The 22,874-nt window shown below is 62.4% G+C and carries 25 protein-coding genes and 1 tRNA gene; 6 read left to right on the top strand and 20 right to left on the bottom strand.

Annotated features, from left to right (window positions below; all coding sequences use genetic code 11):
- The first annotated feature begins 185 nt into the window (after positions 1 to 185).
- A complete protein-coding gene (locus H7687_RS12175; RefSeq protein ID WP_183347703.1) occupies positions 186 to 635 on the top strand; it encodes a BON domain-containing protein in 450 nt (149 codons plus the stop codon).
- An 87-nt stretch (positions 636 to 722) separates the two neighbouring features.
- Here H7687_RS12175 and H7687_RS12170 read toward each other — a convergent pair whose 3' ends face one another.
- Both H7687_RS12170 and H7687_RS12165 read right to left on the bottom strand, forming a co-directional pair.
- Entirely contained in the window at positions 723 to 896 is a 174-nt protein-coding gene (locus H7687_RS12170; RefSeq protein WP_183347701.1) for a hypothetical protein, read from the bottom strand.
- A 16-nt stretch (positions 897 to 912) separates the two neighbouring features.
- The gene (locus H7687_RS12165; RefSeq protein ID WP_183347700.1) at positions 913 to 1,272 is read right to left on the bottom strand and encodes a VanZ family protein; all 360 of its coding nucleotides are present in this window, start codon (positions 1,270 to 1,272) and stop codon (positions 913 to 915) included.
- A 237-nt stretch (positions 1,273 to 1,509) separates the two neighbouring features.
- Between H7687_RS12165 and H7687_RS12160 the strand changes: the two genes are divergently transcribed.
- Entirely contained in the window at positions 1,510 to 1,932 is a 423-nt protein-coding gene (locus H7687_RS12160) for a pyridoxamine 5'-phosphate oxidase family protein (RefSeq protein ID WP_183347699.1), read from the top strand.
- Between the two features lie 83 nt (positions 1,933 to 2,015).
- On the opposite strand, the gene H7687_RS12155 is transcribed toward H7687_RS12160, so the two are convergent.
- The 16 genes from H7687_RS12155 to H7687_RS12080 form a co-directional block, all read right to left on the bottom strand.
- Complete coding sequence (locus H7687_RS12155) at positions 2,016 to 2,306, bottom strand: putative quinol monooxygenase (protein ID WP_183347698.1); 291 nt, start codon at positions 2,304 to 2,306, stop codon at positions 2,016 to 2,018.
- A 48-nt stretch (positions 2,307 to 2,354) separates the two neighbouring features.
- Positions 2,355 to 2,972: a DUF3109 family protein gene (locus tag H7687_RS12150; protein WP_183347697.1), complete on the bottom strand. Its 618-nt coding sequence runs from the start codon at positions 2,970 to 2,972 to the stop codon at positions 2,355 to 2,357.
- A 193-nt stretch (positions 2,973 to 3,165) separates the two neighbouring features.
- Positions 3,166 to 3,252: transfer RNA gene (locus H7687_RS12145), tRNA-Leu, on the bottom strand.
- Between the two features lie 21 nt (positions 3,253 to 3,273).
- The gene (locus H7687_RS12140) at positions 3,274 to 3,555 is read right to left on the bottom strand and encodes an integration host factor subunit beta (RefSeq protein ID WP_183347696.1); all 282 of its coding nucleotides are present in this window, start codon (positions 3,553 to 3,555) and stop codon (positions 3,274 to 3,276) included.
- 54 nt (positions 3,556 to 3,609) lie between these two features.
- On the bottom strand, positions 3,610 to 5,364 hold the full coding sequence (locus H7687_RS12135; protein WP_183347695.1) for a 30S ribosomal protein S1: 1,755 nt from the start codon (positions 5,362 to 5,364) through the stop codon (positions 3,610 to 3,612).
- Positions 5,365 to 5,432: 68 nt separating this feature from the next.
- Entirely contained in the window at positions 5,433 to 6,284 is an 852-nt protein-coding gene (ispH, locus tag H7687_RS12130; protein WP_183347694.1) for a 4-hydroxy-3-methylbut-2-enyl diphosphate reductase, read from the bottom strand.
- A 2-nt stretch (positions 6,285 to 6,286) separates the two neighbouring features.
- Positions 6,287 to 6,988: a (d)CMP kinase gene (cmk, locus tag H7687_RS12125; protein ID WP_183347686.1), complete on the bottom strand. Its 702-nt coding sequence runs from the start codon at positions 6,986 to 6,988 to the stop codon at positions 6,287 to 6,289.
- Complete coding sequence (aroA, locus tag H7687_RS12120; protein WP_183347684.1) at positions 6,985 to 8,274, bottom strand: 3-phosphoshikimate 1-carboxyvinyltransferase; 1,290 nt, start codon at positions 8,272 to 8,274, stop codon at positions 6,985 to 6,987. The genes cmk and aroA overlap by 4 nt, the downstream gene beginning before the upstream one ends.
- A 119-nt stretch (positions 8,275 to 8,393) precedes the next feature.
- Complete coding sequence (locus H7687_RS12115) at positions 8,394 to 9,254, bottom strand: prephenate dehydrogenase (RefSeq protein WP_183347682.1); 861 nt, start codon at positions 9,252 to 9,254, stop codon at positions 8,394 to 8,396.
- A gap of 12 nt (positions 9,255 to 9,266) precedes the next feature.
- Positions 9,267 to 10,346, bottom strand: a complete 1,080-nt coding sequence (pheA, locus tag H7687_RS12110; protein WP_183347680.1) for a prephenate dehydratase — start codon at positions 10,344 to 10,346, stop codon at positions 9,267 to 9,269.
- Between the two features lie 94 nt (positions 10,347 to 10,440).
- The gene (locus H7687_RS12105; protein WP_183347678.1) at positions 10,441 to 11,184 is read right to left on the bottom strand and encodes an MJ1433 family protein; all 744 of its coding nucleotides are present in this window, start codon (positions 11,182 to 11,184) and stop codon (positions 10,441 to 10,443) included.
- 250 nt (positions 11,185 to 11,434) lie between these two features.
- Complete coding sequence (locus H7687_RS12100; protein WP_183347676.1) at positions 11,435 to 12,592, bottom strand: ABC transporter permease; 1,158 nt, start codon at positions 12,590 to 12,592, stop codon at positions 11,435 to 11,437.
- 146 nt (positions 12,593 to 12,738) lie between these two features.
- Complete coding sequence (locus H7687_RS12095; RefSeq protein ID WP_183347674.1) at positions 12,739 to 13,905, bottom strand: ABC transporter permease; 1,167 nt, start codon at positions 13,903 to 13,905, stop codon at positions 12,739 to 12,741.
- A complete protein-coding gene (locus tag H7687_RS12090; protein ID WP_183347672.1) occupies positions 13,906 to 14,595 on the bottom strand; it encodes an ABC transporter ATP-binding protein in 690 nt (229 codons plus the stop codon).
- Positions 14,596 to 14,597: 2 nt separating this feature from the next.
- On the bottom strand, positions 14,598 to 15,815 hold the full coding sequence (locus H7687_RS12085; protein ID WP_183347671.1) for an efflux RND transporter periplasmic adaptor subunit: 1,218 nt from the start codon (positions 15,813 to 15,815) through the stop codon (positions 14,598 to 14,600).
- A gap of 77 nt (positions 15,816 to 15,892) precedes the next feature.
- Positions 15,893 to 16,174, bottom strand: coding sequence for a DUF503 domain-containing protein (locus H7687_RS12080; protein WP_183347669.1), 282 nt, complete (start codon positions 16,172 to 16,174; stop codon positions 15,893 to 15,895).
- A 342-nt stretch (positions 16,175 to 16,516) separates the two neighbouring features.
- Here H7687_RS12080 and H7687_RS12075 point away from each other — a divergent pair, with 342 nt between their 5' ends.
- Both H7687_RS12075 and H7687_RS12070 read left to right on the top strand, forming a co-directional pair.
- Entirely contained in the window at positions 16,517 to 17,644 is a 1,128-nt protein-coding gene (locus H7687_RS12075; RefSeq protein ID WP_183347667.1) for a WD40 repeat domain-containing protein, read from the top strand.
- Positions 17,641 to 18,912: a multiheme c-type cytochrome gene (locus H7687_RS12070; RefSeq protein WP_246404824.1), complete on the top strand. Its 1,272-nt coding sequence runs from the start codon at positions 17,641 to 17,643 to the stop codon at positions 18,910 to 18,912. Before H7687_RS12075 ends, H7687_RS12070 begins: the two co-directional genes overlap by 4 nt.
- Positions 18,913 to 19,001: 89 nt before the next feature.
- Here the strand turns inward: H7687_RS12070 and H7687_RS12065 are convergent, their stop codons facing one another.
- The gene (locus H7687_RS12065; protein WP_183347665.1) at positions 19,002 to 19,163 is read right to left on the bottom strand and encodes a hypothetical protein; all 162 of its coding nucleotides are present in this window, start codon (positions 19,161 to 19,163) and stop codon (positions 19,002 to 19,004) included.
- A 2-nt stretch (positions 19,164 to 19,165) separates the two neighbouring features.
- Between H7687_RS12065 and rdgC the strand changes: the two genes are divergently transcribed.
- Complete coding sequence (rdgC, locus tag H7687_RS12060; RefSeq protein WP_183347663.1) at positions 19,166 to 20,359, top strand: recombination-associated protein RdgC; 1,194 nt, start codon at positions 19,166 to 19,168, stop codon at positions 20,357 to 20,359.
- 173 nt (positions 20,360 to 20,532) lie between these two features.
- Here the strand turns inward: rdgC and mnmA are convergent, their stop codons facing one another.
- On the bottom strand, positions 20,533 to 21,612 hold the full coding sequence (mnmA, locus tag H7687_RS12055) for a tRNA 2-thiouridine(34) synthase MnmA (protein ID WP_183347661.1): 1,080 nt from the start codon (positions 21,610 to 21,612) through the stop codon (positions 20,533 to 20,535).
- 207 nt (positions 21,613 to 21,819) lie between these two features.
- On the opposite strand from mnmA, the gene H7687_RS12050 reads away from it, so the two are divergent.
- A complete protein-coding gene (locus tag H7687_RS12050) occupies positions 21,820 to 22,650 on the top strand; it encodes an HDOD domain-containing protein (RefSeq protein WP_183347659.1) in 831 nt (276 codons plus the stop codon).
- Positions 22,651 to 22,874: the final 224 nt, after the last annotated feature.

Genomic DNA, 22,874 nt, shown 5'->3' with positions numbered 1-22,874 from the left:
GCCCGAAAATCTCAATGATATCCGACCTCCTGCAGAAGTCAAAAAGGGTATGCCAGGTACTGCCGGCAGCTTTCTGTTGCTTTGTGTGGGTTGCGCATTGACATCCGGCATGCTATGCATTAGTTTTTACTAATTCAAAACACGAGATCTGCCTCAATAACACAATCAAGGAGGAAGCTACCACGATGAAAACGATCAATCTTCTGCTCGCCGCCACACTGTCTGCCGCCGTCGCCCTAGGCACACCGCCCCTGCTGCATGCCACCCAGGACAAGGCCGAAACCACCAAGGCCGACAACACCAGGAAGAACAAGGAAGAGAACAAGGGCGCCACCGCCGAACAGCAGAAGGAGAACAAGACCGACCGGGAGATCACCCGGGAGATCCGGCGCACGGTGGTGAAAGACAAGTCCCTGTCCATCACGGCCCACAACGTGAAGATCATCACCAAGGACGGGCACGTCACCCTGAAAGGGCCGGTCAAGAGCGAAGACGAGAAGAAGACGGTGGAAAAGGCTGCAGTCGCCGTGGTCGGCAAGGCGAAGGTGAGCAACGAACTGGAAGTCGCGCCGCCCAAGGAGAAGAAAGACAAGAAAGAGAAGAAGGAGAATATGGACCAGAAGGAGCAGAAATAACCGCGGCCAAGGCGGATTACGCCGGCTCACGTCAAAGGCCAGACTGCGCTTGCAGCCTGGCCTTTATCGTTGCCGGATGGGCACCGCCTAGCGGTTGCGGCGCTCCTGCTTGCGGGCCAGGAGCAGCTCCCACTGCCGCTGCACCTCCTCAGGCGCGTAGCGCTTGAAAAAGCGGGGGAAAAACCTGGCGATGAGCCTGTCTTCCCAGGTGAAGGTGGCCACCCAGCGTTCCGCGGGATCCGTTTCACGTTCTTCTTTCATGGTCCCCACCCCGAAATTACCAGCGTCCGGTCAGTTGCACCTGGCGCGCGGAAGCCTTCACCCACAGTTTTCCGTTGATGAGCTCACCGGCCACCATGCCGGTCGCCGCCCCCAGACCGTCGGCAAGTAGATCATACCAACCGAAGTGGGTTCCCGTAAACTCGTCCGCCACTTCGATGGCGAAACCGGGAATCATGGCGAGCGCCGTGGCAGCGACCATCCGCTTGGGCCGTTCCAGGTCCGTGGCGTGATACAGGACGGTATCCGAGACGAGGCCAAGGACGGCGCCGCCGCTGAAATGGGAAATCTTGTCCTTGTCGATGGCGTGAGCCGGCAGGGCAAACAGTAATGCAAGGAGAGCGATGGCTGTTTTCATTGCTGTAACCTCCTGTACCGCTGTGCTGCGATCGATTGCACCATGTGCCTACAGGAAAGCCGCTACAGGCCACCATTTTACCGAATTGCCGCGTCCTGACTACCGCCCGTGAAATATTTTGTTGGCAAACGTTAATCGTCTACAAAAAGCGATGCTCTTGCAGCAATGAGGTTTGTTGTATAATATCCGATGTCGAAATGACCAGCGAACACCACCGGGCAGCGAAGGAGCGACTATATGAACAAGCAAGAGATCCTGGACTTTCTCAATTCCAATCCCATATTCCACATGGCGACAGCCGACGGCGACACGCCGCACGTGCGCGGCATGCTGTTATACAGGGCCGATGAGAACGGCATCGTCTTCAATACCGGCAAGATCAAGGATCTTTACCACCAGTTGAGCAAGAACCCGAAGGTCGAGCTCTGTTTCAGCAACGGCATCTTCGAGAACCTGATCCAGGTCAGGATCGCCGGCACCGTGGAAGCGTTGGAAGATCTGGACCTGAAAATGGAGATCGTGGCCAAGCGCGACTTCCTGAAGCCATGGATCGACCGGGTCGGCTACGAGCAGTTGGCCGTGTACGTGCTGAAGAAGGGAACGGCCACCGTGTGGACCATGGCGACCAACACCGACCCCAAGGAGTTCATTCAGCTCTAGCGGTCGGACTCTCACCTGACCATGACGAAAGGCGTCTCCCCGTAAAGGAAGACGCCTTTTTTGTTGTCCCTATTTCCCCCAACTCACACTATTTCGGTCATGCGGTTGACGGTCTTGTCGGTGATCATGTCGCCGACGGCGGCAACGTAGGCCTTGAAATGGGCCGACTCCATGTGCTGCTCGAAAGCGGTCTGGTCCTTCCAGTTCTCGTAGAACACGAAGACGGCCGGGTCGGCATTGTCCTGGTGCAGGCGGTACTCGATGCATCCCTGCTCCTCCCGGGTCGGGGCGAGCATCTTGATGACTTCCGCTTTTACCGCCTCGATGCAGCCACTTTTTGCCGTCAGTTTTGCCACGATGGTTACTTTTGACATGTTGTCCCCTTTGTTCTGGATGTAGATCCCGCGCAGCTTGCGGGGTGGTCACGGCTTGGCGCGCTCGATGATCTCCTCCAACGGCAGGCCCCGGTTGGCCCAGAGGGGGAGTTGGTCGACCGCGTCGAAGAAGGCGATCTCGTCGGCGAACGCCTGTTGCCAGGGGTTGCCGTCGGGGGCGAACGTGCCGCACGGCACGAAGGTCACATAGCCGGGGTACGACTCGTCCACGTAATCCGGATCAGGCTCGCCCGGCAGCGGGGGCGGCGCCAGTTCCCCTTCCTTTATGGTCAGGGGAAAGAGCCAGCAGGCGGTCGGTTTGAAGGTCCACTTGTGCACGCCCAGGTGCACCGCGAGCCCCTGCAAGAGGCACATGTGGTCGCTGGTGGCGAACACGCACCTGGTGTGGTTGAAGTGGGGCGGGAAGGCGTCCGTGGTGAAGGCAAAGGGCCTGGTCGCGGTCTTTACTCCCCGGGTGCCATCGGGCCACGAGCCTGCCACGATATATTCGCCGGGAAGGCCCGCGAAGTGCTCCGGGTAGCGCCCCACCACGGCCCGGATCAGCTCGTCTTCTCCCGGCAGCAGGTAGACGCCGTCATAGCAGCAAAGCCCTTGGCATCCGGCCGGGTCACATCCCTTCACCAGCATCGTCACGTCATTATCCATAGCTGCTCGTGCATCCTACCAATGGTGGAGGGGACTGGCTCCGCCAGGTGCCTGTCCCCTTAGCTTCCAGAAGGTGGCTGAGCGGACAGGAGCGTTCCGCCAGAGGGACAGGCACCTAACGGAGCCAGTCCCTTCTTCTCTTTAAAGAAAAAAGGGCTATGCGGTCAGCATAGCCCTTCTTGTTGGTTTACCGTGGTGCCCGGAGCCGGGGTCGAACCGGCACGGCTGTGAGGCCGACGGATTTTAAGTCCGTTGCGTCTACCAATTCCGCCATCCGGGCCGATCCGGTCGGTTGCTGCTGCTAGATGTTGTTCACGCGCTCCCGCAGGTCTTTACCGGTCTTGAAGAACGGGGTCTTCTTGCTCGGGATGCTGACGATTTCACCGCTCTTCGGGTTCCTCGCCTCGCGCGGTTCGCGGTCACGGATGGTGAAGCTGCCAAAGCCGCGGATCTCGACCTTGTCGCCGTTGGTGAGAGCCTCGCTCATGGCGTCGAACACCATGGAGACTACCGCCTCGGAATCTTTGCGGGTCAGAGCACCGCGTACTTCAACCAGTTTGTCGATCAGTTCGCTCTTAGTCATTTAAACACCTCAATATGAACTCTATAAGATTACTCAGTCGGCGAAGTGACTGGTTTATTCTTCAGTGCTCTTCTTCAGCTTCTCCTTGAGGAGGTCGCCGAAGCTGGAGGTTGCCTCGCCCTGGCTACCCATGTAGGAAGCCATCTCGGCTTTCTCCATTGCGGTCTGCAGCGCCTTGATGGAGAGGGCAATCTTCTTGTCGACCATGTCCACGTTCAGGACCACCGCCTCGAGCTCGTCGCCCACGTTGGCGAAGTCCTTCGGGGAAGCGACCTTCTCGTAGGAAATCTCGGAGACGTGGATCAGACCTTCGATCCCTTCCTCGATCTCGACGAAGATGCCGAAGTCGGTCACGGAGGTCACCTTGCCGTTGACCTTGGAGCCGGGCTTGTACTTCCTGGGGATCTCTTCCCACGGATCCGGAACCAGCTGCTTGATGCCCAGGGAGAGACGCTCGTTCTCGACGTCGATGTTGAGAACAACGGCCTGCACGGTCTGGCCCTTGCTGAACAGCTCGCCCGGGTGCTTCACGCGGCGGGTCCAGGAGATGTCGGAGACGTGGACCAGGCCGTCGATGCCGTCCTCGATGCCGATGAAGACGCCGAAGTCGGTGATGTTCTTGATCTGTCCTTCGATCTTGGTGCCGACCGGATAACGCTCGCCGATCACGGTCCAGGGGTTGACCTCGGTCTGCTTGAGGCCCAGGGAGATCCTGCGGTTGCCCGGATCCACGCCCAGGATCACCGCCTCGACTTCCTCACCAACCTTGAGGATTTCGGACGGGTGACGCACGCGACGGGTCCAGGACATCTCGGAGACATGCACCAGGCCTTCGATGCCGTCCTCGAGGGAGATGAATGCGCCGTAATCGGTGAGGCTGACCACCTTGCCGCTCACGCGCTCGCCTTCCTGGTAACGGTCGGCAACGTTGAGCCACGGATCGGGCACGGTCTGCTTGAGGCCCAGGGAGATCTTCCCTTTCTCGCGGTCGTACTTGAGCACCATGACCTTCAGGGTGTCGCCCACCTTGACCATTTCGGACGGGTGGCCGAGGCGGCCCCAGGACATGTCGGTGACGTGCAGCAGGCCGTCCACGCCGCCCAGGTCGACGAACGCGCCGTACTCGGCGATGTTCTTCACCACGCCGTTGACGACGTCGCCTTCCTTCAGGGTGGACAGGGTCTCGGTCCTTGCCTTGTCACGCTCTTCCTCGAGCAGCACGCGGCGGGACAGCACCAGGTTGCCACGCTTTCTGTTCAGCTTGAGGATGCGGAACTGGTAGGTCTGGCCGACGAAGCGGTCCATGTTGCCGCCGGGGCGCAGGTCGACCTGCGAAGCCGGGAGGAACGCTTCCACGCCGACGTCGACGGTCATGCCGCCCTTCACCTTGCCGGTGATCTTGCCTTCGATGACGCCGCCTTCGCCGGCTGCGGCGATGGCTTCCCAGGCGACCTGGGAATCGGCCTTCTTCTTGGAAAGGACCATGTGGCCGCGGATGTTCTCACCGCGCTCGAAGTAGACGTTGACTTCGTCACCGACCTTGACGGTCAGTTCGCCGTTCTCGTCGATGAACTCGGCGATGCGGATGGCGCCTTCGGACTTGTAGCCGACGTCAACCAGCACCACGTCCTGCTCGATCTGAACCACGACCGCCTTGACGACTTCGCCGCTCTGCGGCTGCCTCAGACTGTCCTGGAAAAGGTCAGCAAACTCGCCACCCATTTCTGCCTGGTCCAGCTCCTCGTCATTATCGTGTAACCGCCTAATCGGCATATCTTTTTTCTTGAACGTACGTTTTTCTTCACCCATTGAAACCGTTACCCCCTCGTGTAATCTCCATATAAAATCGAGCTAATTTAGCACATCGGACAAAAATATCAACCTATTTTATCCTTGTCGATGGCCGAAATTCTTTCCGTCACTTCGTCGATCAACCACTTCGGCGTCGATGCCCCAGCCGTCACCCCGACCCGCTGCACCCCTTCGAACCAGGCCGGGTCGATCTGGCCGGCGGTCTCGATGTGGTGCGTGCGCGGCAAAAGCTCGCGGCAGATCTGGGCCAGTCGCTTGGTGTTGGCGCTGTTGAAGCCGCCGATGACGATCATGCAGTCGACCTCGCCGGCCAGCTTCTTGGTTTCTTCCTGACGCACCGCGGTGGCGTCGCAGATGGTGTTGTAGACCCGGGTCTCGCCGCCGCGGGCCAGGCAGGCCGCCACCACCTCGTTCAGGTGTTCGAAGGACTGCGTGGTCTGCGCCACCACCCCCATCTTGGCCATGCGCGGCAGCCTCTCGACGTCCTTGCCGGAGCTGACCACGTAGACCCGGCCGGTGGCGTAGGAAACGATCCCCTGCACCTCGGGATGGACCGCGTCCCCGACCACGACCACGTCGTACCCTTCCTTGGAGAGCGTGGCCACGTGCTCCTGGGCCTTCTTGACGAACGGGCAGGTGGCGTCGACGATCTCGAGATTGGCGCGCACGGCGGCTTCCAGTTCCTCGGCGGCGACGCCGTGGGAGCGGATGATCACGGTACTGCCGTTTTTGATCTCGGCCACGTCCTCGACCGATTTCACCCCCATCTCCTCGAGGCGCTGCACCACCTGCGGCGAATGGATGATCGGCCCCAGGGTGTAGGTGTCGCCGCCCTTGTCGGCGGCGTCGAAGGCGAGATGGGTGGCCCTTTTCACCCCGAAGCAAAAGCCCGCGTGTTTGGCCAGTATCACTTCCATGGTTACCTCTTGTCGTCCTGCGCCAGGCGCTCACGTACGGCGTTTTCCATGACGGTCAGCACTTCCTCGATGGAGAGGCTGGTGGAGTCGATGGGGAGCGCATCGTCGGCCTGCTTGAGCGGCGCGTGCTCGCGCCCCTCGTCCTGCTGGTCGCGCTGGATCACCTTGGCGATGGTCTCCTCGAGCGTCGCCTTGTCGCCGCGCGCGGCCAGTTCCAGGTAGCGGCGGCGGCCGCGTTCCTCGGCGCTGGCGGAGAGGAAGAACTTCACCTCGGCGTCCGGGAAGACCACGGTGCCGATGTCGCGTCCCTCCAGGATGACGCCCCCCTTGGCCCCCATGGCGCGCTGCATGGTCAGAAGCGCCTCGCGCACCGGCTTGCGGGCCGAGATGGCGGAGGTCAACAGGCCGATCTCCTCGGTGCGAATCTCGGTGGAGACGTCCTCGCCGTTGGCAAGCACGCGGCAGTTCTCGCCGTCCCTGACGAAGGTGACTTCCAGCCCGCGGCACAGTTCGGCAAGCCGGGCGTCGTCATCGGTGGCGATGCCGGCGCGCTTGGACATGAGGGCGACGGCGCGGAACATGGCGCCGGTGTCGATATGAATGTAACCGAGGCGCTGGGCCAGAAGCTTGGTGAGGCTGCTCTTGCCCGCCCCGGAGGGTCCGTCTATGGCTACGATTACGCCGTTTTCTCTAACTGCACTCAACGCTGTACTACCCCCTCGAGAAGTTCACGGAAGCCGGGGAACGAGGTGGCGATGCAGTCGACGTCGGAGATGGTGGTTTCTCCCTGTGCGACCAGCCCTGCCACCATCATGGACATGGCGATCCTGTGATCGCCGAAGCTGTCGGCGGCGCACGCCTTGAGGGCGGATACGCCGGTAATTTCCATGCCGTCCGGCGTCTCCACCACGGTGACCCCGGCTCGTCTTAAATTGTCCGCCATGGCGGTGATGCGGTCGGTTTCCTTGACCCGCAGTTCCTCAGCGCCGCTCACCACGGTGGTCCCTTCGGCGAGGGCCGCCGCGACGCAGATGGCAGGAAACTCGTCGATGGCGCGCGGCACCACCTCGCCGGAGATCGCCATGGCCTTCAACGGCGCGTAGCGCACCCGGATGTCGGCCACCGGCTCGCCGGTCTCGTCGCGTTCGTGCAGAAGTTCGAGGTCCGCCCCCATCCCCATCAGGATGTCGATGATGCCGGTGCGGGTCGGGTTGATTCCGACTCCCTTGATGACCAGTTCCGCTCCCGGAACGATCGATCCCGCGACCATGAAGAAGGCGGCCGAGGAGATGTCGCCGGGGACAACGATGTCGCGTCCGGTCAGTTCGGCGCCGCCGCGGACCTTGACCCCGCCCGGGAAGGTTTCCACGTGAGCGCCGAAGGCGCGCAGCATCCGCTCCGAGTGATCGCGGGAGAGATGCGGCTCGCGCACCACGGTCTCACCTTCGGCGTAAAGTCCCGCCAGCATGATGGCCGACTTCACCTGGGCGCTCGAGACCGGGGAGTCGTACTCGATCCCCTTGAGCTTGGAGCCCTGGATGGCGAGCGGCGCCTTTTCCCCGCCGGCGCGGCCGCCGATGTGGGCGCCCATCTTGGAGAGCGGGCCCACCACGCGTTTCATGGGGCGGGCGCGCAGGTACTTGTCGCCGGAGAGGACCGAGAAGAAGCTCTGGCCCGCCAGAAGCCCGGTGAGAAGCCTCATCGAGGTGCCGGAGTTGCCGCAGTCCAGCACGTCGGTCGGCTCCTCGAGGCCGTGCAGCCCCTTGCCCACGATGGTCACCGTCTCGCCGTCGTCGTCGATCTGCACACCCATGGCGCGGAACGCCTCCAGGGTGGCCAGCGCGTCCTCGCCGCGCAGGAAGCCCGAGACCTTGGTCACGCCGTTGGCGATGGAGCCGAACATGATGGAGCGGTGCGATATCGACTTGTCGCCCGGGACGCGGATCTCGCCGCGCACGCTCTTGGCGGGTTGAACGGTGTAGCTTTGCATGAAGCACCTCGCTGCCGCTTTCAATTTTTTCTGCCGAACCTGGTCGGACTGGTCGGACTGGTCGGACTGGTCGGACTGGTCAGACTAGTCGGACCGGATTCGCCGCCTGCGGACCGCTGTTAGAGAATCGCGTCCCGCTTCTGCTTGGAGTTCAGGAAAAAGGCCTGCAGGCCGTCGGCATCGCCCTGGTCCACCAGGGTGCGCAGTTTCTCCAGGTACATGGAGAAAAAGTCCATCATCTCCAGGATCGCCTCGCGGTTGGTAAGCGCGATGTCGCGCCACATGACCGGGTCGGACGATGCAATCCGGGTGAAGTCCCTGAAGCCTCCCGCGGAAAAGGAGAGCAGATCGCCGCCGAAACGGTCGTAGCCGTCCACGGCGTTCACCAGCGAGTAGGCCACCATGTGCGGCAGGTGCGAAATGGCGGCGACCACCAGGTCGTGCTGCACGGGGTCCATGAGCGGTACGGTGGAACCGGCCACCTTCCAGAGCTCGACCACCTTCTCCAGCGCCACTCGATCGGTGTTGGCGGTGGGGGTGACGATGCAGCGCCTGCCCACGTAAAGTGTGGAAAAGGAGGCCTCGACGCCCGAGTGTTCGGTTCCGGCGATGGGATGCCCGCCAACAAAAAAGGTCCCTTCCGGCATGAGCGGCTCGCACGCCGTCACCACGGTTTCCTTGACGGAACCGCCGTCGGTGACGATGCAGCCGGGAGCGAGGTAGGGCGCGATTTCGGCGACCACCTTGGGTATGGTGCAGACCGGGGTCGCCACGAAGACCAGATCGGCTCCGGCCACCGCTTCCCTGGCATCGGTGCTGTAACTGTCCAGAACGCCCAGTTCGACGCCGCGCTTCAGGTTGGCTTCGCCGCGGCCGACGCCAACCACCTCGTTGACAGACCCTTTCTCGCGCAGCACGCGGGCCAGGGATCCGCCGATCAGCCCGACGCCGATCACGACCATCTTCTTGAACTGGACCATGCTAGTTCCCCCTCACTGACGTGCCCGGGGGTACGAGCCCAGCACCTTCACGAACTGGCAGCAGGTGCCAAGTTCCTGCACCGCCTCGCCGACGGTGGGATCGGAGATGTGCCCGGAGAGGTCGAGATAGAAGATGTATTCCCACGCCTTCTTCTTGAGCGGGCGGGACTCGATCTTGGAGAGGTTGATGCCGCGCTTGGCGAACGGCTCCAGCATCCGGTGCAGGATGCCCGGCTGGTCGCGCACCGAGAACATGAGCGAGGTCTTGTCGTCGCCACTGGCCTCGGCCATCTTCCGGCCGATGACCAGGAACCTGGTGAAGTTGTTCACCTGGTCCTCGATGCGGGCCTTGACGATCTTAAGGTTGTAGATGGAAGAGGCGTACTCGCTGGCGATCGCCGCCGCGGTGTAGTCCTCGGCCACGATCTGGGCGGCGAGCGTCGTGGAGGCGACGTCGACCAGGGGCACGTTGGGAAGGTTCTCGGCGAGCCACTTGCGGCACTGGGCCAGGGGCTGCGGGTGCGAGTAGACCTTCTTGATATCTTCGAAGCGCCCGGTCCTGGAAAGCAGGAAGTGGGACACCTCCAAAAGGACCTCGGCGTTGATCTTCAGCTCGCTCTCCATGAACATGTCGAGCGTGTGCGAGATCATCCCTTCGGTGGTGTTCTCCACCGGGACCACGCCGTAGTACGCCTCGCCCTTCTCCACCGCCTCGAACACCGCGGGGATGGAGCGCTCCGGCGACAGCGACGCCGAGAGGCCGAAGTGCTGCATGGCCGCCAGGTGGCTGAAGGTGGCGTTGGGTCCCAGGAAGGCGACTTTCAACGGCTTTTCCAGCGCCAGCGACGCGGAAATGATCTCGCGGAAGACGCCGCGCACCGCCTCGGCCGGGAAGGGGCCGGGGTTCGCCGCGGTGAGACGGTCATAGATCTCTCTCTCGCGGCTGGGCACGTGGAAGTCGCTGCGGTTTTCGGTCTTCACCGCGCCGACCTGCATCACGAGCTTGGCCCGCTCGTTGAGAAGTTCCAGGATGCGATCGTCCACCGCATCTATTTCCTGACGGAGTTTTGCCAGAGTCTGCTTTTCTTTCAAAGCTTTCGGTCACCTTTCAGGAGGGATAGTGGCTTTTTGCGGAGCAGATACTTATAAGGCACCCGTCGCAAATATGCAACTTTTTTTCTCTTTCTCAGGTCACCTCGGGGTGCGCCTCGGGGTTCATCGGGTTCATGCGGACCGCGAGCGAGAACAGGTAGGGGTAGTCCTTCTGCAGGTGCGCCATGTAGGAGAGCCACTCCATGAGGAGGTAGGTGTGCGCCCGTTTTATGTCGCCGCTTAAGTGATCCATGTCGCTGGCCGGGAGCCCGGTGAGGGAGCGGCGCGCCTGGAGTTCCTCGATCAGGTGGAACACCGCCCAGAGGAGATCGGTGAACGAGTCGTGCTCCAAAAGGTTCGGGTTCTCCATGAGCGACAGCATCACCCCCTTCCTCTCGGAGAGAAAGGTCCTCAGGGCGACCAGGTCGCCGGAGCGGGAATCGGGACGGATTTCATGGTCCTTCAGAAACGCCCTGGCAGCCTGGTAATCCTCCTCGTGCCAGCGCACCGTGACCCTGAGCTTCCTGGAGAGTTCCTCGCCGTCCGGGTAGAAGTCGTGCAGGTCACGAAGCAGCGGGGAGCCGACCTCGCTGAAGAAGATGCCGATGACCATGTTGAGCTTCTTGATCATGGCCTCGCGTTCGCGCTCCTTGAGCACGCGTTCGATCATCAGCGTCACGAAGAGCACGTAGACCGGGAGGAAGGCCACGTTGGACATGAAGCCGAAGCCGATTTCCTCGGCACGCGGGAACAGGAGGTAATCGGCCAGGTACAGGATCAACGAAACCAGGAGCAGCAGCCAGACGATGCGGTCCTTGGGCAGACGCAGAAATCTCAACGGGGACCTCCTGAAATCAAAAACACAAAGGCTAAAAGCTCTAACGCAAAGGCGCAAAGCCACTAAGGCGCTGAGAAAAAACTAAGAGCATTGCACAACAGAGGCAAAGCCGCCGGGGGAAAGTTCAAGAGTACGGCTGGAAAGCGGAACACAGGCGGGTTCTTATACTGGGTTTTGCTTTAAAACACAAGATATTGGTTTCTCTTCGCGCCTTTGCGGCTTGGCGCCTTTGCGTTGAGGTTTTAGGCGCCTACCCTATTCGCTTCAGCCCGTCGGCGATGCGGATGGTGGCGCCGCGCCAGGTGGGGAAGATCCCGGAAACCACCCCCACCGACAAGGCGGCCAGCAACTCCAGCAGGATGGTTTCAGTGGAAACGCTGAAGTAGGGAAAGAACTGGGCAAGTTCGACCTCGATCCAGTGCGCGGCCGGGAAGGTGGCCGCGACGCCGACGACACCGCCGGACAGGGAGATCAGCACCGACTCCCCGAAGATGAGCCCTCCCAGGTGCCCCCCCTTGAAACCCAGGGTTTTCAGGGTGGCATACTCACTGATGCGCTCGCGCGCGGTCATGGCCATGGTGTTGGCGGCCACCACCATGATGATGGCGATCACCATGTAGGAGACGATCTGGATGGCGACCATGATCGCCTCGGTCATGGAAACGAAGCTCATGTGGAAAGCCTTCTCCGTCTCGGTCAAGGTCTCCGCCAGCGAGTTCTTGAACAGCGAGTCGATGGCCATGGACACCTCGGGAGCGAGTTCGGGCTTTTTCACCCCCACCACGAAATAGCCCACCTGGTCGGCACGGCGGGGTACGGTCTGGCGCAGGGCTTCGTTGAGGTAGCTCCAGTGAAAAAGGAGGATGCGCTCCTCGGTCGCCTTCTCCTTGCCGTGGTAGATGCCGCGCAGCACGAACTCCCACTGCCCCGGGAAGATGGTCCCTTTCAGGGTGATCAGGTCGCCGACCTTCCAGCCGTAGGTCTTGGCCAGGCGTTCCCCCACGATGCATCCCTTGCGGTCCAGGAAGAAATCGTTCTTCTCCTTGGGTGAGAGCATGAGCTCAGGGTAGAGCTCCAGGTAGCCGCGCGGCTCGATGGCGTAGTTGGCGAAGAAGTTCTTCTGGTCCTTGTAGTAGGCGCCGAACCAGTTGCCGTAGGAGACCGAAGTGACCCCCGGGACGCCGCGGATGCGGTCCAGGTACGAGATGGGAAGGGGAAAGACCAGCGAGATGGAGTTGCGGGTGACCAGGCGCGTGTCCGAGGCGTGCTCGGCGCCGGCGTACCAAAGCCCGACCAGCGTGCGCAAGAGGCCGAAGGCGAGCACCGCCACCGCCACCCCCACGATGGTGAGCACCGAGCGGAGCTTGTGCCGGAAGAGATTCCTGAGGATGTATTTGAGGAAAAACATCAAAACCTCGAAACCAAAACCATTGGCCACGGAGAAAATCTGAGAACTTCTGAGAGAACCAAAATCTTTGGGTTTACCCTCAAAGTCTTTTGCTTCTGTCTTTGCCTTTCTCAGATTTCCTCAGATTTTCTCCGTGGCTAATGGTTTTAAGTGGCCCGCAGGGCCTCGACTATGTTCATCCGCGAGGCGCGCAGGGCGGGGAGCGCGCCGCCGACAAAACCCATCACGGCGGAAAAGAGCAGCGACTTCCACACGATGCTGAAGTTGAGCGTGAAGGAAAAGGCCAACTCGGAGAAGGAGGCCCAGTTCATGGTGGAAATGGTGATGAGCTGCATGAACGAAGCGGCAAAGATCCCCAGGATCCCGCCGCACAGCCCCAGTAACAGCGCCTCGATGATGAAGGAGGCCAGGATGCTCTTTCTCTGGAACCCAAGCGCCCGCAGGGTCCCGATCTCGGTGACGCGGTTGGCGACGGCGGCGTACATGGTGATGGTCGCCCCGATCACGGCGCCGATGGAGAAGATGACGGTGAGCACCAGCCCCAGGATGCGCAAAAACTTGGCCATGGCCTCGGACTGGTCCAGGTAGTACTGGGTCTCCCGCTTGGCCTCGACGGTGAGCCTCGGATCGGCCTCCACGCGCGCCTTGTAGGCGTCGAACGCGCCGGTGTCGCGCAGCCGGAAGATCATCGACGAGTAGACGGGCCTCCGGAAGGCCTGCATCATCTGGTCGCGGTCGCCCCAGATCTCGGAGGAGAAACCGGTGGCCCCGGCATCGAAGACGCCCACCACGCGCCAGTCGCGCATACCGAAGCGCAACGTCTCGCCCAGCCCGCACCCTTTGAAGCGCTGCGCCACGCTCTCGCCGGCGACAACCTCGGCGGAGCCGGGGCGCGGCATGCGCCCCTCCTTGAGCCGCACCGCCGGGCGCAACTTGAGCGAAGCGGCGTCGATGCCGCGGATGATGACGTTGGCGGGCTTGTCCCCCACCCGTTTCTTCAGGTTGATCAGGACCACCAGTTCCTTGGCCAGAAGGGGCCTGCCATCGGCTCCGATGGCAATCTCGGGCTGACTCTCCAGCAGCGAAGCCTGGTCGCGCTCCACGCCGCTTTGCACCTCCGAGTTGGCCGACTTCCTGAGCAGCACCACGTTGTCGGACGAGCCGGTCTCAACCAGCGTCTTTTCCAGCCCCTCGGTCAGCATCAGGGTGGCGGCAAAGACGAAGACCACCAGCCCCATGCCGCTTGCGGTGAGGACGGTGGTGAGGCGTCTGGTCCAGAGGTTGCGGAAACTGTAGGAATAGGGAATGCCCATCTAGGTCACGCTCAGTTCACCCTTCTCCAGGTGCCGGATCAGGTGGGCCTTTTCCGCGGCGCGCGGGTCGTGGGTCACCATGATCACCGTCTTGCCGAACTCCCGCACCAGGCGGTCCATGAGCTGCAGGATCTCCTCGGCGGAGGCGCGGTCCAGGTCACCGGTGGGCTCGTCGGCCACCAGGATCTCGGGATCGGTGACGATGGCGCGGGCGATGGCGACCCGCTGCTGCTGGCCGCCGGAGAGCTGGGAGGGGTAGTGGTCCATACGGTCGGCGAGACCGACCACGTTCAGCACCGCCTCGACGTGCTCGCTCCGCTCGCGCCGGCTGAGGTGGGTCAACAATAGCGGGAGTTCCACGTTCTCGTACGCGGTCAGCACCGGGATCAGGTTGTAGAACTGGAAGATGAAGCCGACGCTGCCGGCGCGCCAGCGGGCCAGGTCGCTTTCGCCCAGGGTGGTGATCTCGACGTCTCCCACCTGGATCGACCCCTGGTCGGCGCTGTCGATGCCGGCGATGAGGTTCAAGAGCGTACTCTTGCCGGAGCCGGAAGGCCCCATGAGGGCGACGAATTCGCCCCGGGCGATATCGAAGTTGATGTCGGTGAGGACGGGGATCACCTGGGTGCCCCGGCGGTAGGCCTTGGAGAGGTTCCTGATCCGGACGATCGGCGCGCTGGCTTCGGGCATGGCTACTTTTCCGCCGTCTTCACGTGGCTGCCGTCGCGCACCTGGTCCAGGGGCTTGGTGACGATGCGCTCGCCGGCGTTGACGCCGGAGCTGACCTGCACCAGGTCGCCGAGCTTTCCGCCCAGCACCACCGGGGTCAGCACCGCCCGGTCCTTGACCACCTTGAAGACGTAGTCCTTGCCGTCGCGGTGCACCACCGCGGCCGGAGGGAGGCCGACGCGCGGAGTCGCCTCACCCTGCCTGAGCTCGCGCTCCAGGAAGGCGACCTTGGCGCTCATCTCCGGGAGAATGCGCCGGTCCTTGTCCAGGAAGCGGACCTTGACCATGACGCTCCCCTTGCTGCGGTCGGCGGTGGGGACGATGGTGTAGAGCGCGCCGCGGAAACGGACGTCGGGAAGGGCGTCGAGGACGATCTCGCACGGCTGTCCCACCTTGACCTTGCCCAGGTTGGACTCAGACACGTCCGCCTCCACCTGCAGCGACCCCATGTCGGCCATGGTGACCACGGCGGCCTTGGCGTTGGCGGCTGCGGCCAGCGGCGAGACGATGTCCCCCACGTCCGCGTTCTTGGTCAAAACGACGCCGTCGAAGGGGGCGCGGATCAGGGTGTAGTCGAGGGAGGCCTCGGCTCCGCGCAGGGCGCTTTGCGCGCCGCCGATGTTGGCCTGGGCTGCCGCCACCGCGGCGGCCGCGCGCTGGTAGCGGGCCTCGGCCGTATCGTAGTCGGCCTGGGCGATGATCCCCTGGCCGATCAACTCCTTGGCCCGGGACAGGGCCCGGGCGGCATCGGTGCGTTCCACCTTGGCCTGCTCCAGGGTGTCGCGCGCCACCGAAAGCGTCGCCGCCGCCTGCCCCTTCTGGGCGGCCACGTCGCGGTTCTCCAGACGGGCCAGCAGCTGCCCCTCGCGCACCACGCTCCCCTCTTCCACGCCGAGCCATTCCAGCCTGCCGGTCGCCTTGGAGGCGACTGCCGCCTTTCTCTGGGCGACCACGTAGCCGCTGGCGTTGAGCGACGAGATGGTCTGCGAGGGATAGACCAGGGAGACGGTAGCGACTTCTACTTCGATGCTGCGCCTGGTCGCCATGGTATAGATCCCCAGCACCAGGGCCAAGAGCACCAGCGCCGCAATGATCCGGGTACGCCGCTTTCTGGGGGCGCCACCGGCGGGGGTGTAGCGTTGCTTGTCGATGGTCAATCTGTTCAGGTCATCTTGTGCCATGCACGGTCACCCCGATTAGCGGATTCATAGAAGCGGAAGCTAACACATTTTCCAATGGGTGGGAAGCGACAATGCGGCTACAGGTCTTCGACCTGCAGATCGATGATCTGTACGTCGGGGCGCTCAGACACCAGCCAGTACTCCAGCTCCTGTAAAAGCTGCCTGGCGCGGGTGGCACTGTTGGCAACGGTGACGAAGCAGAGTTCGGCGTCGGCGGGTTGATCGTTGAGGGCGCTTTCGGAACAGGCAACGTTGAACCTGTTGCGCGCCCGCGCCAGTACGCTCTTCACAATGGCCCTCTTCTCTTTGAGCGTGCGGCTGGGCAGTAAGAGCCTCATCTGCAGCAATGCCACGTGCATGGCGTCCCTCCTTTGACAAAAACAAACCGATTAGTGACCATCTTCCGCCATGATCCCCATCCCCCTCTCCCTCCGGGAGAGGGCTGGGGTGAGGGCGCTGCAATAGGCAATGATCCCGCTTGGTGGCACCTCCCTCACCCGCCCTTCGGGCACCCTCTCCCGGAGGGAGAGGGAACTAGCGGAACATTCTAGCTATCAGGCAAAACAATGCATCGATTCTACCATATCGAGTGAACACGGGAACTGTCATCCGGTATACGGCGGACAAGGTGACACACACCTGTTGCGTGTTGTTTTGGCGCGGCAAATTGAGTACACTGGCGCCCGCTCAACGGAGGTGACATGAAGAACCTGGTGCTGACTCTCTTTACCGTCCTTATCCTCGGCTCACTTGCCGGTTGTGCCGCCACGCTGCCGGCCCAACTCCCAACAGGGTTGCAGGTAAAACCGATTGCCCGCTCCGATGCGGACACCCCTTTCGATGCCGCCCTAAACGGCACCTTCGCCACCGTGGCCAAGGGGAACGTGACGCTCACCGACCGTCAGGGTAAGAGCGTGAAGGTTGTCGACGGCGCCGCCAGCGCGCTCAGCTTCTCTTCCGGCGGCGACAGACTCGCCGTAGCCCTCCCCGCCGAAGACGGCACCTGGCTGCGCATCCTGGATGGCAGCGGCAAGACGCTCGGGGAAACCAAGATCGGGGGTAGGATCACCTCCGTCGCCTGGCGCTCCGAGAAAGAGGTGCTGGCCGGGGTGCTCAACGTCAGGAAATTCAGCTTCGGCTCCCAGATGACCTCGCGTCTGTTCCAGTGGGACGGCAGCGGCGTGCCGGTCGCCACGACCTTGAACGACGTCACGCTCCGTCCGCAGGTGGCGAGCCTCCCGGACCAATTGTTGTACAACCAGCTTTTCATCGCCGTCTCCCCGTACCGCGACGAAATCGCCTATACCACGCTCAAGGACCCGCCCCTTTTCACCCCCTACCTGAAGGTGTTGATCCGCAACCTCGAGACCGGCAGCGGTGCCGAGGTGGGGCAGGTACAGCTCGGGGGAGGAAAGGTAATCTACGCCCCCGATGGCGGGTCGCTGCTGATCGGCGACGCGGAGAACGCCGCGCGCAGGGTGTCGCTGCCTGACGGCAAAGAACTTGAGACTTGGCCCAGCGCCGCCATCAACCCCGCCCTTTCCCCTGCCGGGACCTACCTGCTCCTGGACGGCCACCTGTACCGCAAGGGGAAGGAAATCGCCACCTTCCCCGCCGGCTCCCGTGGGGTCTTCCTCCCCGACGGCTCCGCCATGGCGGTGAGCTACCAGGGGGAACTGTTCCTGGTGTCGGGGCTCGAGGACGGACTCGTCCCGGCGCTTCCCGCCGACCTGGAGCGCGTCCTCAAACTGCGCCGGCTGCGGAGCCAGAAGCTGATCACCGACCAGGAATACCGCAAGGAGCTGGAGCGGAAGGAGCCCGTCCAATGATGAAGTCTTTCATCGCGGCGGTCCTGCTACTATCGACGGCAGTAGCCGCCGGCGCCGCGGCCCCCTGCCTCCCCTGTCACGCAGAGAAGACGCCCGCGGCGGTGGCCCAATGGCAGGGGAGCGCGCACGCAAGGGCCGGAGTCGGCTGCGAGAAGTGCCACGGCAGCGACCATGACAAGATCGTCAGGGGCGAGGCCAAGGTGGGGATGAAGGTATGCGCCCCGTGCCACCAGAAGGCATACCAGGAGCACCGCGCCAGCCGCCACGGCATGGGGCTGCACTCCGGCTGGGGCTGCACCAGGAACCTCACCAACCGCAAACCCGGCGAATGCCGGTTCTGCCACGAAGAGGGAGACGAGGTGCCGCGCTCGGACGTGCAGTGCGCCCGGTTCCTGAAGCAATCCCCCGAGATGGGGGAGATCGGCTGCAACTACTGTCACAGCGTCGAGGACGCCTGCGACTCCTGCCATTCCAAGCACATGACCGACCTGAAGATCGTGCGTGACCCGAACTCATGCGCCAAGTGCCACATGGGGCCGGACCATCCGCAGTGGGAGATGTGGCAGACGTCGCTGCATGGAACGCTCAACGCGACCACCGGCAGCAAGACCGGGCCCGACTGCCAGACCTGCCACATGCCCAAGGGGACCCACAACGTCTCCATCGGCATCACCATGAGTTCCGGCGGCGTCCCCTACCCTGCCGTGAAGGCGCAGCCCGCCCGGGCCGACATGGTCAACATCTGCAGCGCCTGCCACGCCCCCTCCTTCGCCAAGCGGGAGTTGGAGCGCGGCGACCAGGTGCGCAGCCAGAGCCTCGCCATCCTCAAGGAAGCCGAGCAGGTAATATGGGACCTCAACGACCGGGGGCTCCTCGACCCGATGCCGGAAAACCGTCCGCCGCACCCGTTGAGCGGGCAGCGCCTGGTCACCGACAGCCAAATGCTCTACGAGGACACCTCGCACATCGAGCGGCTCTTCTTCAAGATGAAGAAGTACGATTATGCCCGGACCGTGAAAGGGGCCTACCACCAGAACCCGGCCTACACCCACTGGTACGGCAACGCCGAGTTAAAGATGGACCTGGTGGACATCAAGAGCGAGGCGAGCCGCCAGAAGGAGCGGGGTGGTAAAAAGGGGGAGGGCAAGGCGGCCGCCCCCGGCGCCGAGGACGAGTTGAAGGCCCTCAAGAACAAGTTCGAACGAGGCGCGCTGAGCCAAGAGGAGTACGCGAAGGAGAAGGGAAAAGTCCTGGAGAAGATGAGATAAAAAACAAAGGCAAAGACCAAACCATTGGCCACGGAGAAAATCTGAGGACTTCTGAGAGAGGCAAAGTCAAAATCAAAAGATTTTTGGGTTTAACCTCTTAAAGCCTTAAAGGTTTTCTCAGATTTTCTCAGATTTTCTCCGTGGCCAATGGTTTTGCTTTTAGCCTTTTTAACTTGCCCCTCACGGGCAAAAGGTGTATCCATGCTGTCCCGCTCGCGCGGGACAAGAAATGCAAACTGAAGGAGAAACATCGATGGGCATCCTCGCCAACACAGTAAGCGTCTGCCACTTCAAGGTCCAGGGGGATCTCCCGCCGCAGGAAGAACTTCACGCCTGGGTCACCAAGCAGCTGGCAGGCAACAAGTTCAACCCGATCGACCAGGGAACCGAGGAACTCTCGGTCGGCTGGGTGCACCTGGACGATCCCAGAATCGCCGAATTTGACTCCCCCGCGGCCTGCTGCCGCGAGCATTACTTCATGTTCACCCTGCGCCGCGACAAGCGCGCCGTCCCCTCCGCGGTACTGAAGGCACACCTGGAGAAGGCAAAGGAGGAGTTCCTGGCCGAAAACCCGGGCTTCGCCAAGGTCCCCAAACAGAAAAGGGAGGACCTCAAGGAGGCGGTGCACGCCATGCTGCTGTCGCAGACGCTGCCCACCCCGGCCACCTACGACGCGGTCTGGGACACCAAGACCGGCATCCTCACCTTCAGCTCGCTCTCGCCCAAGGTCATCGAGCTCTTCGAGGACATGTTCAAGAAGACCTTCGAGGGGCTCCGCGTCTCCGCGTTCCATCCCTACGCCCGCGCCGAGAGCGTCCTCGACGACGGCAACAAGGTGCTGCTGGCGCAGGCCAACAAGGCCGGCGGCGACAACTACCTGGAGTTGATCAAGGAAAACCAGTGGCTGGGCACGGACTTCATGCTCTGGCTCATGTACCAGACCATGAACGAGTCCTCCGAGTACACCGTGAACCAGCCGGGCGTGCTGCTGGCCAAGGAGCCGTTTGTGGCCTACCTCGACGATCGCGTGGTGCTGCTTGGCTCCGGCGAGAACGGTGCGCAGAAGATCACCGTGGCCGGCCCGCAGGATCACTTCAACGAGGTGAGGAGCGCCCTCTTGAACAAGAAGCAGATCACCGAGGCGACCCTGCACATGGAGGCGGGGGACGACCACTACAAGCTGACGCTGAAGGGGGAGCTGTTCCACTTCGCCTCCTTCAAGTCCCCGGCGGTCCAGCTGGAGAAGGACAGCACGGTGGACGAGGCGATGGAGCGGGAGGCGGTGTTCTTCGAGAGGATGCTGCTGCTTGAGAAAGGGACCCAGCTCTTCGACTCGGTGTTCGCCACCTTCCTGAAGCTGAGGCTGGGCAACCAGTGGGAAGAGCAGGCGACGGCGATCCAGAAATGGCTCAACGTCTGCAGCTACTGCAACGGTCAGCTGGCTTAAGCTTTCCGAACGGAAGCGGCCACTGAAGCAACTAAGAAGGGCGCAGGGATTAATCCCTGCGCCCTTCGTGCGTCTGGTGCTGTGGCCAATGTTCAAGATCTGCGGGACGGCGGCTGGGCGAATGATTATTCGCCCCTACAGTCCCCACATGGACTTACCTGCCAAGAGGTCGGCTACTCCCCTCCGCGCAGGGCTTTGACGATGCGGCCGCCGCCGACCAGCTCGTCTCCCTGGTAAAACACCACCGACTGTCCCGCGGTCACCGACTTCTGCGGCTCGGCAAAGAAGACCTCGCCCAGCCCTTCCCCAAGGATCTTCACCCGGCACTCGATGGGCTGCTGGCGGTAGCGGATCTTGCAGGTCGTCTCCACTGTGTCACCCGCGACGGGCACCACCCAGTTCAGATCACAGGCCACCAAACCGGGAGCGAACAGTCCCCCGACCTCGCCGACCACGACCCTGGCTTCGGCCGCATCGATGGCGACCACGTACAGCGGTTCCGTCCACGCGATCCCCAATCCCCGGCGCTGCCCGATGGTGTAGCGATGGGTGCCGTTGTGGCGCCCGAGCACGGTGCCGTCCACGTGGACGATCTCGCCGCTTCTCCCGTCCAGCGCGCCCCCCTTTTCCAGGAAGGCGACGTAATCGTCACCGGGTACGAAGCAGATCTCCTGGCTGTCGCTTTTCTGGGCCACGGGAATCCCGAAGCCGGCGGCCAGCCTTCTTACCTCGTCCTTGCTGGGCATGTCACCAAGGGGGAAGATCACCCGGGCCAGTTGCCGCTGGGTCAGGGTGTAGAGGAAATAGGACTGGTCCTTGGCGAGGTAGGCGGCTTTCAGGAGGTGCCAGGTACCGCTTTCGTCCCTGCTGGTCCTCACGTAGTGCCCCGTGGCGAGGTAGTCGGCGCCGAGTTCGAGCGCCTTGTCCAACAGCAGCCCGAACTTGACGTACTTGTTGCACCGCACGCACGGGTTGGGGGTCTCCCCGGCCATGTACTGGGCGCGGAAGTCCTCCATGATGAGACGTCCGAACTCTTCCTCCAGGTGCACCTGGTGAAACTCTATGCCGAGGTACTCGGCCACGATCTGGGCGTCCCCCTTGGCCTGCGGGTCCTCGCCCTCCCGCTTGAACAGCTTCATGTTGATGCCGATCACTTCCGCCCCCTGCTCTTTCAGAAGCGCCGCGACCGTAGATGAATCCACGCCGCCGCTCATGGCGACGGCGACCTTCTTGCCTTTATATTCTGCTGACATGTCCGCTCCGTTATGCTGCTGTTTGCCGCCCGACCATAGTTGACCGAATCGCCGCTGCAAGGCAACCTTTTTCTCCTGAACGCGGCCTCATCACCCGCCGGGCACCGGGGCTCAAGTTCCGGCCCCATCAGCCGATTTGTATTGTTATGGCTCGGCTGCGTGGATTAAACTGTCTTCTGGCCTGAGCCCTGTACAAGGAGAATCGTCATGCCCCTGTCGCTCACCATCCGGCGTCTGCTGACCAACCAGCCCATCGACCTTCCGGTCTTCCATCCCATTGCGGTGCACATCCTGCACCTGTTGCAGACTCCCGACTTCACCATGACCCAGGTCACCGATCTCGCCAACGAGGACCAGTCCCTGGCGGGACAGATCCTGAAGATGGCCAACTCCCCTTTGTACATCGGCCGGGTCCGGACCGAGACCATCAAGGAGGCGGTGGTGAGGCTCGGGGGGCAGGAGATCGCCAACCTCGCCATGGCGGCGTCGCAGGCGAGCATCCACACCTCGGAAAACAGGACCATCAACGGCTTCATGCAGTCGCTGTGGCTGCACAGCCACGCCTGCGCCCTGGGGAGCCGGTGGCTGGCGCGCCGCGCCGGATACCCGCAGCACGGCGAACAGGCCTACATGGCCGGGCTGCTGCACGACATCGGCAAACTGTACCTGTTGAAGGCGCTGGAGCGGCTGAACCAGATGGGAGTGGCGCACGCGGCGCTCGAGGAGGACCTGCTGCTGGAGATTTTCGCGGAACTGCACGTCGAGCAGGGGTGCCGGCTCATGGAACACTGGAACATGCCCAAGGTCTACTACAACGTGGTCGCCAATCACCACGATGACAACTTCGACACCCAGGACGTAGTGCTGACGGTGGTGCGGCTGGTGAACACGGCCTGCAGGATGAAGGGGATCGGGCTGCTGCATGACCCGACGATCGATCTCGCCGAGCAGACCGAGGCGGCCCTGTTGCAGCTTTCCGACGAGGAGATGGACGACCTGCTGGACGTATTGGACGACTCGCAGGAGCTTGTGCTGTAGGACAGGTGGCTAACGGCCTGAAAAGACAGCAAGAAAGGGGGACTGGCACCTGACGGAGCCAGTCCCCTTTTAGTTGCTACCTGTTGAGTGCCACGACATCGTGGACAGATTTTGATGCCAGGACATCGTGGACACTCGTTCCCTCAACGTAATTTGTAGTCGAATTCCTCGACCTGGATTCGGTCTTGGAAAACTTTCAGTTTCTGCTCTTTGACATCGATTGT

The organism is Geomonas paludis, assembly GCF_014193585.1.
GTDB classification, from domain to species: domain Bacteria; phylum Desulfobacterota; class Desulfuromonadia; order Geobacterales; family Geobacteraceae; genus Geomonas; species Geomonas paludis.
Note: the sequence above shows the minus strand (reverse complement) of the source record. Positions and strands in the feature narration are given on the sequence as shown.